Below are 14,481 nucleotides of genomic sequence, written 5' to 3' on the forward strand. Positions count from 1 at the left end.
GGTGTTCGAGCTGGGGCGCAGCGAGCTGCCGCTGGCCGCGGTGCAGGGCCTGGCCCCCGGCGCGGTCATCCCGCTGGGCCGCGACCCGGGCGAGGCGGTCGACATCGTCGCCAACGGGCGGCGCATCGGCCGCGGCGAGATCGTGCGGATCGAGGACGAGCTGGGCGTGCGCGTGGTGCGGCTGTTCGGCGATGAATGAGGCGCAGCCGGACGTCCTGCCGCTTCTCGGCATCGTCACCATCGTCGGGCTGATCCCGTTCCTGATCGTCACCCTGACCGCCTTCCTGAAGATCTCGGTCGTCATGCTGCTGCTGCGCAACGCGCTGGGCATCCAGCAGACGCCGCCTAACATGGTGCTGTACGGCATCGCCCTGATGCTGACGATCTACATCACCAGCCCGGTGATCGCGGAGGTCTATGCCCGGGTCAGCGACCCGGCGCTGCGGCTGCGCAGCATCCAGGACTGGCAGGCGGTGATGCAGTCGGCGGTCGAGCCGGTGCGCGCCTATCTGATGCGCTTCACCGACCCGGCGGAGCGGCAGTTCCTGCTGTCGGCCACGTCCCGGGTCTGGCCGGCGGAGGCCAGCGCCGCGGCCACGCCGAACGACCTGGTCATCCTGATCCCGTCCTTCGTCATCTCCGAGCTGACCCGGGCCTTCGAGATCGGCTTCCTCCTCTACCTGCCCTTCATCGTCATCGACCTGATCGTCTCGGCGATCCTGATGGCGATGGGCATGATGATGGTGTCGCCGCTGGCGATCTCGGTGCCGTTCAAGCTGTTCCTGTTCGTCATGGTCGACGGCTGGTCGCGCCTGCTGCACGGCCTGATCCTGAGCTACGGCTGAGGCGGCGATGCGGTCCGGACGTCCTCTCTTCGTGTCATTGCCGGGCTTGACCCGGCAATCCAGAAGGTCTCGGCAGACTCTGGATGCCCGGGTCAAGCCCGGGCATGACACAGAAGGGTTGCCGGCGGCGGGGAAGCGCCCATGACCCAGGCGACGATCGCGCATCTGCTGCAGGAGGCGCTGACCCTGACGCTGCTGCTGGCGCTGCCGGCGCTGGCCATCGCCGCCGCGGTCGGCCTTCTCGTCGGCCTGCTGCAGGCAGTGACGCAGATCCAGGACCAGACCCTGCCGATGGCGGTCAAGGTGATCGCCGTGGTGCTGGCCCTGGTGCTGCTGGGCCCGATGCTGGCCAGCCCGCTGGTGCGCTACACCGACCGGATCTTCACCGACTTCCCCGCGATCACCCGCGGCGCGGTGCCGGCCGACACCGGGCCGCCCTGATGATCGAATCCTTCCGGTTCCTGGCCGAGCTGGTCGGGCCCTATGTCACCGCGGTGTCGATCGCCATCGCCCGCGCCATCGCCCTGGCCGCGGTGCTGCCGGTCTTCTCCTGGCTCGGCCTGACCGGCATCCTGCGCAACGCGGTGATCATCGCCATCGCCCTGCCGATGGTGTCGCAGGTGACGTCGGAGCTGGCGGTGCTGACGCCGCTGCAACCCGGCCAGGTGCTGATGCTGGTGGCGAAGGAGGCGGTGATCGGCATCCTGCTCGGCCTGCTGTTCGGCCTGCCCTTCTGGGCGGTCGAGGCGGCGGGCGAGCTGATCGACATGCAGCGCGGCGTCAACGGCGCCTATCTGATCGACCCCAACGCCTCGGGCCAGGCCTCGCCGGTCGGCACGCTGTTCGTGCTGGTGCTGCTGGCCCTGTTCTTCGCCGGCAACGGACTCGGGATCGTGGCCGAGGCGCTGTACAACAGCTACGCGATCTGGCCGGTCACCAAGCTGCTGCCGGCCTTCACCGGCGAGACGCCGACCCTGCTGCTGGGCCTGCTCGACCACGTGGTCCGGCTCGGACTGCTGCTGGCCGTGCCGCTGGTGATCGTGATGCTGCTGGCCGACATCACCCTGGCCGTGATCGGCCGGATGGCGCCGCAGCTCAACGTCTTCGACCTGTCGCTGTCGGTGAAGTCGGCGGCGCTGGTGCTGGTGCTGCCGGTCTATGCCATCTTCCTGGTGCCGTATTTCAGCGACAGCCTGGGGTCGATCCGCGGCGTTCTCGACCTCGCCCGCACGGTCATCCCATGAGCCAGACCAGCGAGGACAAGAGCCTTCCCGCCAGCTCCAAGAAGCTGGCCGACGCCCGGCGCAAGGGCCAGGTGGCGCACAGCCGCGACCTGGTCACCGTGGTCGCCCTGGTCGCCGGCTTCCTCTATCTCGCGGTCGAGGGGCCGGCGATCATGGAGGCGTTCCGCGCCATCCTGACCGAGCCGATCGCCCTGACCGCCAAGCCGTTCGACCAGAGCTACACCATCATCCCGACCCTGCTGGCGCTGGCGGCCAAAATCGTGGCACCGCTGGTGCTGGTGATCGTCGTCGCCAGCATCGTCGCCAATGTCGGCTTCCTGCGCGGCATCCCCTTCTCGCTCGACCCGATCGTGCCGCGCGGCGACAAGATCAACCCGGTCGCCGGCTTCCAGCGGCTGTTCAGCCTGCGCAACCTGATCGAGTTCGCCAAGGCGCTGCTGAAGGCCTGCACCCTGATCGGGGTGATCGGGCTGCTGACCCTCGGCGCGCTGCGCGCGGTGCTGGTGGCGCCGCAATGCGGCCGCGACTGCATCGGGCTGGTGCTGGTGGCGACGCTGAAGCCGGTGCTGATCGGCATCATCGCGGTCCTGCTGGTCTTCGCCCTGGCCGACATGGCGCTGCAGCGCTGGCTGTTCCTGCGCGACCAGCGGATGACCCGCAGCGAGATGAAGCGCGAGCGCAAGGAGCAGGAGGGCGATCCGCATATCCGCAGCACCCGGCGGCAGCTGCATCGCGACCTGGCTCGCGGCGAGGGGCGGTCCACCGCGCCGACGCTGTTCATCACCGATGGCGAGGTCACCATCGGCATCCGCTTCGTCGCCGGCGAGACGCCGGTGCCGATGCTGGTCGCCAAGTCGTTCAAGGGCGGCATGGCTGACGTGCCGGTGGAGACGGCGCCGCTGCTGGCCCGGCAGCTGCACGCCGACGGCCGGATCGGCGAGGCCGTTCCGAACGAGCATTTCGACGCGCTGGCCCGCATCCTGTTGCGGATCGGTGCGGTGTAGGCTCCTCCTTCCCCCGTCCTGCGCTAGGCTCGGGCGGAGAGAGCGGGAGGAGCGCGATGGAATCGGATGCGGCGCCGCGGCGGGTCGGGGAGATCGCCAGCTACCATGCCCATGTCTATTTCGACCCGGCGACGACCCGCGACCGGGCCGAGCGGCTGCGCGGCTGGATCGGCGAGCGCTTCCGTGTCCGCCTCGGCCGCTGGCACGAGGTCAAGGTCGGGCCGCACGACCAGGCGATGTATCAGGTCTCCTTCGCCACCGAGCTGTTCGCGACGCTGGTGCCCTGGCTGATGCTGAACCATGGCGGCCTGAGCATCCTGGTCCACCCCAACACCCGCAACCCGCGCCGGGACCATCTGGCCGATCCGGTCTGGATCGGCCCGCCGCTGCCGGTGCATGGCGACGTCCTGCCCGAGGAGGACGAAGCCGAGGGCCCGCTGGAGCCGAACACGGAGCCCGACCGGCCTGCCTAGAACCAGCCCCCGATCAGGGCGACGCCGGACCGCGCGGCAGGAAGGCGGCGATGATCGCCTCGGCCATGCGGATGAAGCGGGCGCTGGGACCTTCGGCGCCGACGCTCTGCCGGCTCACCCGGGCTCCTTCCAGCAGCAGCCACAGCGTGTCGGCCAGCAGCTCGGCCTGGGTGGCGCCGGCCGCCCGGCACAGCCGCACCAGGCGGTTGCGCTGCGCGGTCTTGAAATCCTCGATCACGCGCCGGGCCGGATGGCCGTGCTCGGTCAGCTCGACCGCTGCATTGACCATGTCGCAGCCGCGCTCATCCGCGATCGCGCACTCCGCCCCGATCTTGACCCAGGCGTGCAGCTGCGCCACCGGGTCGCCGGGATAGGTCTTCTCGAAGCCGGCCCAGAGCGCGTCGGCCTCCTCGGCGAAGCGATGCAGGCATTCGACGATCAGGTCGTCCTTCGACCCGAAATGCCGGTACAACGTCATCTTGTTGGTGCCGGCGACCTCGGCGATGGTGTCGACGCCGACGCCGCGATAGCCGTGCCGGTGGAACAGGTCCCGGGCGGTGCCCAGGATCCGGTCGCGCGGCCGAAGCTCGCCGCCAGGCCCGGACAGGCCTTCCAGCGTTGAGGGTGTGATCGTCGTCATAGCTCCGGAATTGCCCTTGACGGTATGATCGGTCTAGACCAATACTGTTACTTACCGGTAACACCCTAGCGAGGGCAGGTCAAGGCCTTGCCCGGCCAAGGGGTGTTGGTGGGGCCCAGGCTCCGCTTGACGATCGACCGCCGGGACGATAATCAACCACAAAGTTAACTTAACCAAGGGGTTTACCATGGCCTGTGGGGTGGCCTCGGCATATTTCTGCGGTGCGCGCGACGGCGGCGCGGCGCGGGGCCGCCTGCCCGGGGGGATGTCCCGGCCATGATCGGCTTCTTCATCCAACGCCCCATCTTCGCCTCGGCGATCGCGGTGATCATGGTGCTGGCGGGCGGCATCTCGTACTTCCTGCTGCCGGTCTCGCAGTTCCCCGACATCACGCCGCCGCAGGTGGTGGTCACCGCCCAGTATCCGGGCGCCAGCGCCCAGGTCGTGGCCGACACGGTGACCACGCCGCTGGAGCAGCAGATCAACGGCGTCGAGGGCATGATGTACATGTCGTCGACCTCGTCGAACGACGGCAGCTCGAGCATCACCGTCACCTTCGAGGTCGGCTATCCGCTGAGCATCGCCGCCGTCGACGTGCAGAACCGGGTGTCGCAGGCGGCCTCGTCGCTGCCGGCGATCGTCAACCAGGGCGGCATCACGATCCAGAAGCAGAACCCGAACTTCGTGCTGATCGTCGACCTGACGTCGCCGGACGGGTCGGTCGACCCCGTGGAGCTGAGCAACTACGCCTATCTGCAGATCGTCGACCCGATCAAGCGCCTGCCCGGCGTCGGCAACGTCCAGATCTTCGGCGAGCGGCGCTATTCCATGCGCATCTGGCTGGACCCGGACAAGCTGGCCAATCTCGGCGTCACCGCGGTCGACGTGCAGAACGCGGTGGCCGAGCAGAACGTGCAGGTCGCCGCCGGCAAGATCGGCCAGTCGCCCGCCCCCGCCGGCACCGCCTTCGAGCTGCAGATCAACGCCACCGGCCGCCTGAGCGACCCGGCCCAGTTCGGCGACATCGTCGTCCGCGCCGACCCGGCGACCGGATCGGTCGTGCGGCTGCGCGACGTCGCCCGGATCGAGCTGGGCGCCCTGCAATACTCGTCCTCGGGCTATTTCGGCGGCCGGCCGGCCGTGGTCGTCGCCGTGTTCCAGCAGCCGGGATCGAACGCCCTGGCGCTGCAGGAGGCCGTGCAGTCCAAGATGGAGGAGCTGAAGCAGCGCTTCCCCAAGGGCATCGAATACGGCATCCGCTACGACACCACGCGCTTCGTGTCGGCGGCGATGGAAGACGTGCTGAAGACGCTGCTGGAAGCGCTGGCGCTGGTCGTGCTGGTGGTCTTCATCTTCCTGCAGAACTGGCGCACCACCCTGATCCCCGTGATCGCCATCCCGGTGTCGCTGATCGCGACGCTGGTGATCATGGACGGCATGGGCTTCTCATTGAACATGCTGAGCCTGCTCGGCATGGTGCTGGCCATCGGCCTGGTCGTCGACGACGCCATCGTCGTGGTCGAGAACGTCGAGCGGCAGCTGGAGGCCGGGCTGCCGCCGCTGGCGGCGACGCGCAAGGCGATGGGCGAGGTGACCGGCCCGATCATCGCCACCACCGCGGTGCTGATGGCGGTGTTCATCCCGGTCGCCTTCATCCCCGGCGTGTCCGGCCGCCTGTACAACCAGTTCGCGCTGACCGTCGCCATCTCGGTCGGCCTGTCGGCCTTCAACTCGCTGACGCTGAGCCCGGCGCTGAGCGCCGCATTCCTGCGGCACCGGCCGCACACCAGCTTCATCCTGTTCCGCTGGTTCAACACCTTCTTCAACGCGCTGTCGCACGGCTATGCCGCCCTGGTGCGGTTCCTGATCCGCATCCGCTGGCTGGTCATGATCCTGTTCGTGGCCGGCCTCGGCGTCACCTACTGGGTGTCGACCCGCCTGCCCTCGACCTTCCTGCCGGTCGAGGACCAGGGCTATTTCTTCGTCGTCATCCAGCTGCCCGACGGCGCGTCGCTGGAGCGCACCGAGGCGGTGGCGAAGAAGACCCGCGCGATCCTGGAGGCGACGCCGGGGATCGAGACGGTCGGCGAGATCGTCGGCCTGAACTTCCTGACCAGCGCCGCCCAGTCGAACTCCGCGGCGCAGTTCGCCATCCTCAAGCCCTGGTCCGAGCGCGGGCCGGACGAGAGCGCCTCGGCCCTGGCCCAGAAGGTCGGCGCCCAACTGATGCAGATCCCCGAGGCCTTCGCGCTGGCCTTCGACCCGCCGTCGATCCCGGGCATCAGCACCACCGGCGGCTTCGAGTTCCAGGTCGAGGACCTGTCCGGCCAGGGCGCCATCGCCCTGAACGCCGCGACCCAGGCGGTGCTGGCCGAGGCCCGGAAGCAGCCCGAGCTCGACCCGCACCAGCTGTTCAGCAGCTTCAGCACCACGACCCCGCAGTACAACTACGACCTGGACCGCAACAAGGCGAAGATGCTGGGCCTGACCCTGCCCGACGTCTTCAACACGCTGCAGATCTATCTGGGGTCGCTCTACGTCAACGACTTCAACCTGTTCGGCCGCACCTTCCGCGTCACCTTGCAGGCGGAGAAGGACGCCCGCGGCTCGGCGACCGACATCTCGCGCCTGTATGTCCGCAATTCCGAGGGCGGCATGGTGCCGCTGAGCACGCTGGGCGACCTGAAGCCGATCGCCGGGCCGGACACGGTGCCGCATTACAACAACTACACCTCGGCCAAGATCAATGGCGCCCCGGCCCCGGGCTACAGCTCGGGCCAGGCGATCGCGGCGATGGAGCGGGCGGCGGCCACGGCGCTGCCGCACGACTTCACCTATGAATGGACCGGCATCACCTTCCAGGAGCTGCAGGCGGGGTCGGTCGCGGCGCTCGTCTTCGGCCTCGCCCTCGTCTTCGTCTTCCTGATCCTGGCGGCGCAGTATGAGAGCTGGTCGATGCCGTTCATGGTGCTGCTGGCGGTGCCGCTGGCCCTGTTCGGGGCGTTCGCGGCGCTGTGGGCCCGGCAGATGCAGATCGACGTCTACTCGCAGATCGGACTGGTCATGCTGATCGGCCTGTCGGCCAAGAACGCCATCCTGATCGTGGAGTTCGCCAAGCGGCTGCGCGAGGAGGGCCACAGCATCGTCGAGGCGGCGGCGGAAGCCGGCCGGCTGCGCCTGCGGCCGATCCTGATGACGGCCTTCGCCTTCATCCTGGGCGTGGTGCCGCTGATGATCGCCACCGGCGCCGGCGCCGCCAGCCGCCAGTCGATCGGCACCACGGTGTTCGGCGGCATGCTGGCCGCCACCATCCTGACCCTGATCTTCGTCCCCGTGTTCTACGCCGTCATCGAATCCTTCCGCGAACGCCGCGGCGGCACGGAAAGCCCCCATGCCACCGACGGCCACCGGCTCGAGCAGCCGGCGGCCCGCCCGGCCGAATAGAGTGGAGACCCGCGCCATGCGCGTCCGTACCGTCATCCTGGGATCGATCGTCGTGGTCGCCGCCGTCGGCGCCGGCCTGTACCAGACCGGCCACCTTCCCCCGGCCCTGCTGGCGCTGGGGGGTGAAACGGCGCAGGCCGAAGCCGCGCCGGCGGGCGGGGGCGCGCCCCCCGCCATGCCGGTGCCGGTGGCGCCGGTGCTGAAGCGGTCGCTGCCGATCTATCTCGATTATTCCGCGCGCACCGAATCGATCGCCGCCATCAGCCTGCAGGCCAAGGTCTCCGGCTACATCCAGGCGCAGCCGGCGGCCGACGGCAGCGACGTCAAGCCGGGCGACCTGCTGTACAAGATCGACCCGCGCGACTTCCAGGCGGCGCTGGACCAGGCCAACGCCCAGCTGCAGCGCGACCAGGCCAATATCGACTATCTGCGCTCGAACTTCGACCGCGGCAGCGAGCTGACCAGGAACGGCTGGCTGAACAAGGACACCTTCGACCAGCGCGAGAGCAACCTGAAGCAGGCCCAGGCCACCCTGGCCAGCGACCAGGCGGCGCAGCGCCAGGCCGAGCTGAACCTGGGTTACACCGAGATCCGCGCCCCCTTCGCCGGACGGCTGGGCCGCAACCAGGCGCCGGTGGGCACGCTGGTCAGCGTCGGCGGCAGCCCGGTCAACACCCTGGTGCAGCTCGACCCGATCTACGTCACCTTCAACCCCAGCGAGACCGAGCTGGCCAAGATCCGGGCCGCGAAGGCCAAGGGCAAGGTCACGGTCGACGTGCTGCTGCCGGGCGAGACCGAACCGAAGCACCAGGGCGAGCTGACCTTCCTGGACAACGCCGTGGACAACCGCACCGGGACGATCCTGGCGCGCGCCACCGTCGGCAACGGCGATTTCGGCGTGCTGCCCGGCCAGTATGTCCGGGTCCGCGTCCATCTGGCGCCGCAGCCGGACGCGCTGATGGTGCCGCAGGTGGCGGTCGCGGCCAGCCAGTTCGGCCGCTATGTCTACGTCGTCAGCAAGGACAACCGGGCGGAGCAGCGCCTGGTGACGCTGGGCCCGACGGATGGCGAGCTGGTCTCGATCCAGAAGGGGCTGGCCGAGGGCGACCGCGTCATCACCGGCAACCTGCAGAAGATCTTCTACCCCGGCATGCCGGTGCAGCCCCTGCCGCAGCAGCAGGCCAACGCCGGATCGTAAGACCAGGCCTCCGTCCCGCAAAGCCGTCATTGCGAGGAGGCGAAGCCGACGAAGCAATCCATCGTCCCGCAAGAGCGGATGCATGGATTGCTTCGCTGCGCTCGCAATGACGGAGTGGAATGGGCGGTCTGGCGCCCCTACCCGTCCAGGCGCCGCATCAGATCCCGCGTCGCCGGGTACAACTCCTTGAACACCCCGAACTGCCGCCGGTAGAGCTCGGCCTGGGCCGGGTCCGGCGTGATCTCCGACGCCGTCGGGTTCCAGGTCCGGATGTCGCCCGGCTGCACATCCCCGACGGCCAGCGCCGCCAGGAAGGCGTCGCCGTAGCTGGCGCCGAAGGTCTTCTGCCGCAGGATCTGCGAATGGCCGGAGATGTCGGAGGTCGCCTGCGACCACACCCGGTTCCTGGTGCCGCCGCCGACCGAATACACCGCGCGCGGCACCTGCCCCGCCTCGCGATAGGTCTCGACGATATGGGCGGTGCCGCAGGCGATGCCCTCGAACACCGCCCGGCAGATGTCGCCGCGGCTGTGGGTCAGGTTCAGCCCGAACAGCGCGCCCTTGGCCTGCGGGTCGTGGATCGGCGTGCGCTCGCCGGAGAAATAGGGCAGCAGCACCAGCCCCCGCGCCCCGGGCGGCGACTGCTCCGCCTCCGCCACCAGCGCTTGGATCGCCGTGGCCGGGTCCAGCTCGCGCGCGAACTGGTCGCGGAACCAGTGGCTGAGCGTGCCGCTGGTGGCGAGGCCGGCCAGCGCCGCGTGCTGGCCCGGCATCAGCCAGGGCGCCCACCACAGCCGCTTGTCGCGCAGCCGGGTGTCGCCGAGCAGGATGGTGAAGATGGTCGACCCGTACATCACCATCATGTCGCCGCTGTCGAGCACGCCGACGCTGACCGCCTCCGCCGCCGCGTCGATGGTGCCGGCGATCACCGGCGTGCCCTCGGCCAGCCCGGTCTCCGCCGCCGCCTGCCGGGTGACGGCGCCGACGATGTCGGTGCTCCAGGCCAGGTCCGGCATCAGGCCGAGATCGACGATGCCGGGCGCCAGTTCATCGCTCCAGGCCAGATCGTCGGCCAAATAGAACGGGCTGGAATTGGCCGCGGTGTAGTGGTCGATGACAAAGCGCCCGGTCAGCCGGTGCACCAGGAACGAGGTCGAGGTCAGGATCTTCGCCGTGCGGGCGAAGATCTCCGGCCGGTTGCGCTTCAGCCACAGGATCTTGGGCCCGACCGATTGCGAGGTCAGGGCGTTGCCGCAGCGCTCCAGCAGCACATCCTCGCCGATCTGGGCCGTGAGGTCGGCGATCTCCCGATGGGCGCGGGTGTCGACGCCGTACAGCACGCCGTTCATCAGCGGCTCGCCAGCCGTGTCGACCGGCAGCATGCACGGCCCGATGGCGCTCATGCCGACCGCCCGGATCGAGGCGGCGGGCACGCCGCTGTCGGCCAGCAGCGTGCGGCAGAGGAAGGTGACGTCGTCCCACCAGTCCTCCTTCGGCCGGTGCTCGGCCCAGCCCGGCTGGGGCACGATCAGCTTGTGCGGCTTGGCGGCCATGGCGGCGATGCTGCCGTCCGCCGCCACCAGCACGCCCTTGGACTCGAAGGTCCCGATGTCGATGCCGAGATAGTGATGGGTCATGTCTCGTACCGGTCGCGGTCCAGGCTGAAGCTTTCGTCGATGCGGCCGATGCCGGCGGCCAGCAGCCGCGTCAGCCCGGCCAGGTCGGAGAGGTCGCAGATCTCGAGCGAGGAATGGGTGCCGCGGGCCGGGTAGCCGAGGTCGATCGAGGCGACGCCGGAATGGACCAGCTGCACATAGGAGGAATCGGTCAGCAGCCCGACATGGGCGCTCTTCTGCAGCGGGATGCCCTCGCCGCGCGCGGCCTCGCCGAACAGGGTGACCAGCGCCGGATGCGGGATGGTGCCGTTCAGCGTGCCGCGGCCGTGGAAGCTGTACAGGCTCATCGCCGGGCCGCCGCCGAGCCGCACGTCGCCGCGCTGGGCCATGTCCGGCGTGTCGGTGGCCAGCACGATGTCGAGCTGGATGGCGATGTCCGGCGCCAGCGCCTGCGCCGCGGTGACCGCGCCGCGCAGGTTGAACTCCTCCTGCACCGAGAACACCAGATGCACCGTCGGCCGGCGCGGCGCCGCCAGCAGGGCGCGGGCGACCTCGACGATCACGGCGCAGCCGGCGCGGTCATCCACCGCGGTGCCGGCGATACGGTCGCCCGCCAGCTCGACCACCTTCGGCGCGTAGACCACCGGCGTGCCGATGTCGATGCCGGCCGCCAGCACCGCGGCGGCGCTGTCGAAGCCGGCGTCGATATAGATCTCCGGATACGGCAGCACCCGGTACTTCTCCTCCTGCGAGGTGGCATGGTGGCTCTTGTTGGCGATCACCCCCGGCACGTCGCGGCCCGCGCCGACGCAGAACACCACCGCCTGCGAGGCCAGCGCCTTCTCCGGCACGCCGCCCAGCCGCTCCACCCGCACCAGCCCGCCCGGCTCGATCTTGCGGACGATCAGGCCCAGCTGGTCCATATGCGCGAACAGCATCACGCTTGGGCCCGCGACCGTGCCCTCGACCGTCGCGATCAGGTTGCCCAGCCGGTCGGAGCGCGAGGCGATGCCGAGCCCGGAGAGGAGCCCGGCGAGATGCCGCCGCACCCGCCCCTCATGGCCGCTGAGGCCGGGGATCAGCATCAGCTCCGCCACCAGCCCGCGCAGGCGCTGCTTGACCGGGTCGGCGCCCGGCACATCCTCCGTCGCCATCGCCGTCAGCCCTTCCGCGCCGCCCGCGCCAGGCGCATGAACTCCGCCGCGCGGTCGGGGTCCACCGCGTTCCAGGTGTGGCCGTCGACCTTGAGCGAGGAGCCGACGATGCAGCCATCGGCCACCCGCAGCACGTCGCCGACCGTGGCGTGCTTGACCCCGGTGTTGGCCAGCACCGGCGTGTCCGGCAGCACCCGCTTCACCGCCTCGAGGTCGGACATCGCCGCGGCCTCGCCGGTGATGGTGCCGGAGACCAGGATCGCGTCCGGGATGCTGGAGAACACGGCGCTGCGCGCCCGGTCGGCCAGGTCGCGCCGGTCCAGCGACCAGGCGAATTCGGCCGAGATGTTGTACAGCATCGCCAGGTCCTGGCGGCCGAGCCGGTTGCGATAACGCATCGCCGCGCCGGCATCCGGGTTCCACGGCCCCATGTCCGAGGCGTAGGTGCCGGTCATGATCTCGCGGATGAAGGCGGCGCCCGTCGCGGCAGCCAGCGCGACCGACCCGGCCGGGTCCCACAGCACGTTGACGCCGAAGGGCACCGTGATCTCCGGCCGCAGCCGGCCGATCAGATAGGCCATGGTCGCGATCGAGGCCGTGTCGACCTTGAACTCATAGGGCCGGTCGTTCTCGTTGCCGAACATCACGGCGTCGAAGCCGGCGGCCTGCAGCGCCTGCAGGTCGCGCCGCGCGCCGTCGAGCAGCCCGTCGAGACCGGCCGCCGAGTCGTAGAGCGGCGCGCCCGGCAGGGCCCCGAAATGCACCATGGCGATCACCGGCTTCCGGTCGCCGAACACCCGCTGGAAATTGCCCGCAGCCACCATCCGCTTCCTTCCCTGTCTCGGGGCCGGGCGGCTCCCGGCCGCTCCCTTGCACCCCTTTCGTCGCCGCATCATACTCAGGATCGCCTTCGGCACCCGCCGAAATCGCATCGTTTGGCAACGCTGTCATGAAACGTTTCACGAACCTTCGGGCCGGAAACGATCGGGCGGCGCGGGCCGGGTCGGTTGCGGAACGGTCGGAGGCGGCGACAACGATAAGACCATAGGGAGACTCCACGGTGAAGCGACAGGACTATGACCGCCTCGTCGGGATGCAGGCCAGCCGGCGCACGGTGCTGAAGAGCGCGGCCGGGCTCGGCGCCGCTCTGGGCACGGCCGGGCTGCCCGGCCTCCTCTCCTCGACCGCGCTGGCGCAGGACAGCCTGCGCGCCCAGATCCTGCAGATCCCGGGCGTGGGCAAGGGGTCGCCGACCGATGCCGACTGGCAGAAGGTGGGCGAGCTGTGCCTGGGCCCGACCAAGGCGGCGGTCAAGGAGGGCGAGTTCAAGGGCGTCAAGCTCAGCTTCATGGGGCTGAACAACCAGAACCTGCACAACCTGCTGTTCCGCGGCTTCCTGAAGCCGTGGGAGGCCTATACCGGCGCCGAGATCACCTGGATCGACCTGGCCCAGGCCGACTACAACCCGCGGCTGCAGCAGGCCATCGCCACCGGCACGGTGGATTTCGACATTGTCGAGATGGGCGCCCCGTTCGAGGGCGATGTCTGCGGCAAGGGCCTGGCGTCGGAGATGCCGGACTGGGTCAAGAAGCAGATCGAGATGGACGACTATGTCGGCTATCTGAAGGCGCCGGTCGGCACCTGGAACGGCAAGACCTACCGCATCTCGATCGACGGCGACTGCCACACCTTCAACTACCGCACCGACGTGTTCTCCGACGCCGACCTGGCCAAGGCCTGGAAGGATGGCGGCGGCCAGGGCGAATGGGGCGTGCCGAAGACCTGGCAGCAGGTTCAGGCGGCGACCAAGTTCCTGAAGGGCAAGCAGGTCGCCGGCCAGGACGCCTATGGCTATCTCGACGCGCCCAAGGCCTGGGGCGGCTTCGGCTTCTACTTCCTGGGCAGCCGCGCCTCGGCCTATGCCAAGCACCCGGACGACAAGGCCTGGCTGTTCGACGTCGACACCATGAAGCCGCGGATCAACAACCCGGCCTGGGTGCGCGCGATCCAGGACGTGATCGACGCGCTGCCGTCGGAGCCGCCGGACCAGCTGAACGCCGACCCCAACACCACCGCCTTCCAGCAGTTCCTGGCCGGCACGGGGTCGATGGTGTCGTGGTGGGGCGATGTCGGGTCGAACGCCAAGACCAGCGATTCCTCGGTGGTCGGCGACACCTGCGGCTTCAGCATCCTGCCGGGATCGGACGACGTCTACAACGCCAAGACCGGGGCGTGGGACAAGCTGCCGGGCGGCCCGAACTATGCGCCGAACATGGCCTATCTGGGCTGGGGCGTCTATGTCATGGCCCGGGTCGACAGCGATGCCGTCAAGCACAAGGCGGCCTGGAGCGCCGCGGCCCATCTCGGCGGCAAGGACCTGTCGCTGTGGACCTCGGCCTACCCGTCCGGCTTCCAGCCCTACCGGAACAGCCATTTCCAGATCCCGGAATGGGTCGCTGCCGGCTATGACGAGGCCTTCATCACCTCCTACCTGAAGGCCAACGCCGACTCCTACAATCACCCGAACGCGGCGATCGAGCCGCGCATCCCCGGCATCTTCCAGTACTACAGCGTGGCGGAGGACGAGCTGGCCAAGGTGTTCGCCGGCCAGGGCACCGCCCAATCCGCCGCCGACGCCATCGCCGCGGCCTGGGAGAAGATCACCGACCAGATCGGCCGCGAGAAGCAGATCGCCCTCTACAAGGCGTCGCTCGGGTTGTGAGGACTGGCCAGATCGAAGCCATGACAGGGCCGCTTGCTTCCTTGTCCCCCCTCCCCTCGCGGGAGGGGGGTAGGGAGGGGGTTTCCGCCGCTGGGCCGGGGACCCACGAAGCATCAGCCCGGAGGCAACGGCTCCCTTCGA

13 protein-coding genes are annotated in these 14,481 nt (G+C 69.4%); 9 read left to right on the forward strand and 4 right to left on the reverse strand.

What is annotated here, in order from left to right; translation table 11 throughout:
• From P409_RS11235 to P409_RS11260, 6 genes are all read left to right on the forward strand, one after another.
• Positions 1-199, forward strand: a 199-nt coding sequence (locus P409_RS11235; protein ID WP_034835592.1) for a FliM/FliN family flagellar motor switch protein, incomplete at its 5' end; no start/stop codon positions are given.
• Complete coding sequence (sctR, locus tag P409_RS11240; protein ID WP_034835595.1) at positions 192-845, forward strand: type III secretion system export apparatus subunit SctR; 654 nt, start codon at positions 192-194, stop codon at positions 843-845. The genes P409_RS11235 and sctR, both read left to right, overlap by 8 nt.
• A gap of 141 nt (positions 846-986) precedes the next feature.
• A complete protein-coding gene (sctS, locus tag P409_RS11245) occupies positions 987-1,286 on the forward strand; it encodes a type III secretion system export apparatus subunit SctS (RefSeq protein ID WP_034835597.1) in 300 nt (99 codons plus the stop codon).
• The gene (sctT, locus tag P409_RS11250) at positions 1,286-2,089 is read left to right on the forward strand and encodes a type III secretion system export apparatus subunit SctT (RefSeq protein ID WP_034835601.1); all 804 of its coding nucleotides are present in this window, start codon (positions 1,286-1,288) and stop codon (positions 2,087-2,089) included. The genes sctS and sctT overlap by 1 nt, the downstream gene beginning before the upstream one ends.
• The gene (locus P409_RS11255) at positions 2,086-3,093 is read left to right on the forward strand and encodes an EscU/YscU/HrcU family type III secretion system export apparatus switch protein (protein WP_052120400.1); all 1,008 of its coding nucleotides are present in this window, start codon (positions 2,086-2,088) and stop codon (positions 3,091-3,093) included. The genes sctT and P409_RS11255 overlap by 4 nt, the downstream gene beginning before the upstream one ends.
• Before the next feature lie 56 nt (positions 3,094-3,149).
• Entirely contained in the window at positions 3,150-3,566 is a 417-nt protein-coding gene (locus P409_RS11260) for a DOPA 4,5-dioxygenase family protein (protein WP_034835604.1), read from the forward strand.
• A 13-nt stretch (positions 3,567-3,579) separates the two neighbouring features.
• Here the strand turns inward: P409_RS11260 and P409_RS11265 are convergent, their stop codons facing one another.
• Entirely contained in the window at positions 3,580-4,206 is a 627-nt protein-coding gene (locus P409_RS11265) for a TetR/AcrR family transcriptional regulator (RefSeq protein ID WP_052120402.1), read from the reverse strand.
• A 276-nt stretch (positions 4,207-4,482) separates the two neighbouring features.
• Here P409_RS11265 and P409_RS11270 point away from each other — a divergent pair, with 276 nt between their 5' ends.
• Complete coding sequence (locus tag P409_RS11270) at positions 4,483-7,650, forward strand: efflux RND transporter permease subunit (protein WP_052120404.1); 3,168 nt, start codon at positions 4,483-4,485, stop codon at positions 7,648-7,650.
• Between the two features lie 16 nt (positions 7,651-7,666).
• Positions 7,667-8,848 (forward strand): efflux RND transporter periplasmic adaptor subunit, encoded by a 1,182-nt coding sequence (locus tag P409_RS11275; RefSeq protein WP_034835627.1) that lies wholly within the window; start codon positions 7,667-7,669, stop codon positions 8,846-8,848.
• A 137-nt stretch (positions 8,849-8,985) separates the two neighbouring features.
• On the opposite strand, the gene P409_RS11280 is transcribed toward P409_RS11275, so the two are convergent.
• From P409_RS11280 to P409_RS11290, 3 genes are read right to left on the reverse strand one after another with little or no spacing between them, the layout of a single operon-like run.
• Positions 8,986-10,485: an FGGY-family carbohydrate kinase gene (locus P409_RS11280; protein ID WP_034835607.1), complete on the reverse strand. Its 1,500-nt coding sequence runs from the start codon at positions 10,483-10,485 to the stop codon at positions 8,986-8,988.
• The gene (locus tag P409_RS11285) at positions 10,482-11,618 is read right to left on the reverse strand and encodes a M42 family metallopeptidase (protein ID WP_034835610.1); all 1,137 of its coding nucleotides are present in this window, start codon (positions 11,616-11,618) and stop codon (positions 10,482-10,484) included. The genes P409_RS11280 and P409_RS11285 overlap by 4 nt, the downstream gene beginning before the upstream one ends.
• 5 nt (positions 11,619-11,623) lie before the next feature.
• Positions 11,624-12,442: a BtpA/SgcQ family protein gene (locus P409_RS11290; protein WP_034835612.1), complete on the reverse strand. Its 819-nt coding sequence runs from the start codon at positions 12,440-12,442 to the stop codon at positions 11,624-11,626.
• 236 nt (positions 12,443-12,678) lie between these two features.
• On the opposite strand from P409_RS11290, the gene P409_RS11295 reads away from it, so the two are divergent.
• Positions 12,679-14,340: a substrate-binding domain-containing protein gene (locus P409_RS11295; protein ID WP_034835615.1), complete on the forward strand. Its 1,662-nt coding sequence runs from the start codon at positions 12,679-12,681 to the stop codon at positions 14,338-14,340.
• The last annotated feature ends 141 nt before the right edge of the window (positions 14,341-14,481 follow it).

Source organism: Inquilinus limosus MP06, assembly GCF_000767795.1.
Taxonomy (GTDB): Bacteria; Pseudomonadota; Alphaproteobacteria; order DSM-16000; family Inquilinaceae; genus Inquilinus; species Inquilinus limosus_E.

Bases quoted from the DNA above. Each gene is read 5' to 3' on its own strand.
- sctR (WP_034835595.1), top strand. From the start codon at position 192: ATGAATGAGGCGCAGCCGGACGTCCTGCCGCTTCTCGGCATCGTCACC.
- sctS (WP_034835597.1), top strand. From the start codon at position 987: ATGACCCAGGCGACGATCGCGCATCTGCTGCAGGAGGCGCTGACCCTG.
- sctT (WP_034835601.1), top strand. From the start codon at position 1,286: ATGATCGAATCCTTCCGGTTCCTGGCCGAGCTGGTCGGGCCCTATGTC.
- P409_RS11255 (WP_052120400.1), top strand. From the start codon at position 2,086: ATGAGCCAGACCAGCGAGGACAAGAGCCTTCCCGCCAGCTCCAAGAAG.
- P409_RS11260 (WP_034835604.1), top strand. From the start codon at position 3,150: ATGGAATCGGATGCGGCGCCGCGGCGGGTCGGGGAGATCGCCAGCTAC.
- P409_RS11265 (WP_052120402.1), bottom strand. From the start codon at position 4,206: ATGACGACGATCACACCCTCAACGCTGGAAGGCCTGTCCGGGCCTGGC.
- P409_RS11270 (WP_052120404.1), top strand. From the start codon at position 4,483: ATGATCGGCTTCTTCATCCAACGCCCCATCTTCGCCTCGGCGATCGCG.
- P409_RS11275 (WP_034835627.1), top strand. From the start codon at position 7,667: ATGCGCGTCCGTACCGTCATCCTGGGATCGATCGTCGTGGTCGCCGCC.
- P409_RS11280 (WP_034835607.1), bottom strand. From the start codon at position 10,485: ATGACCCATCACTATCTCGGCATCGACATCGGGACCTTCGAGTCCAAG.
- P409_RS11285 (WP_034835610.1), bottom strand. From the start codon at position 11,618: ATGGCGACGGAGGATGTGCCGGGCGCCGACCCGGTCAAGCAGCGCCTG.
- P409_RS11290 (WP_034835612.1), bottom strand. From the start codon at position 12,442: ATGGTGGCTGCGGGCAATTTCCAGCGGGTGTTCGGCGACCGGAAGCCG.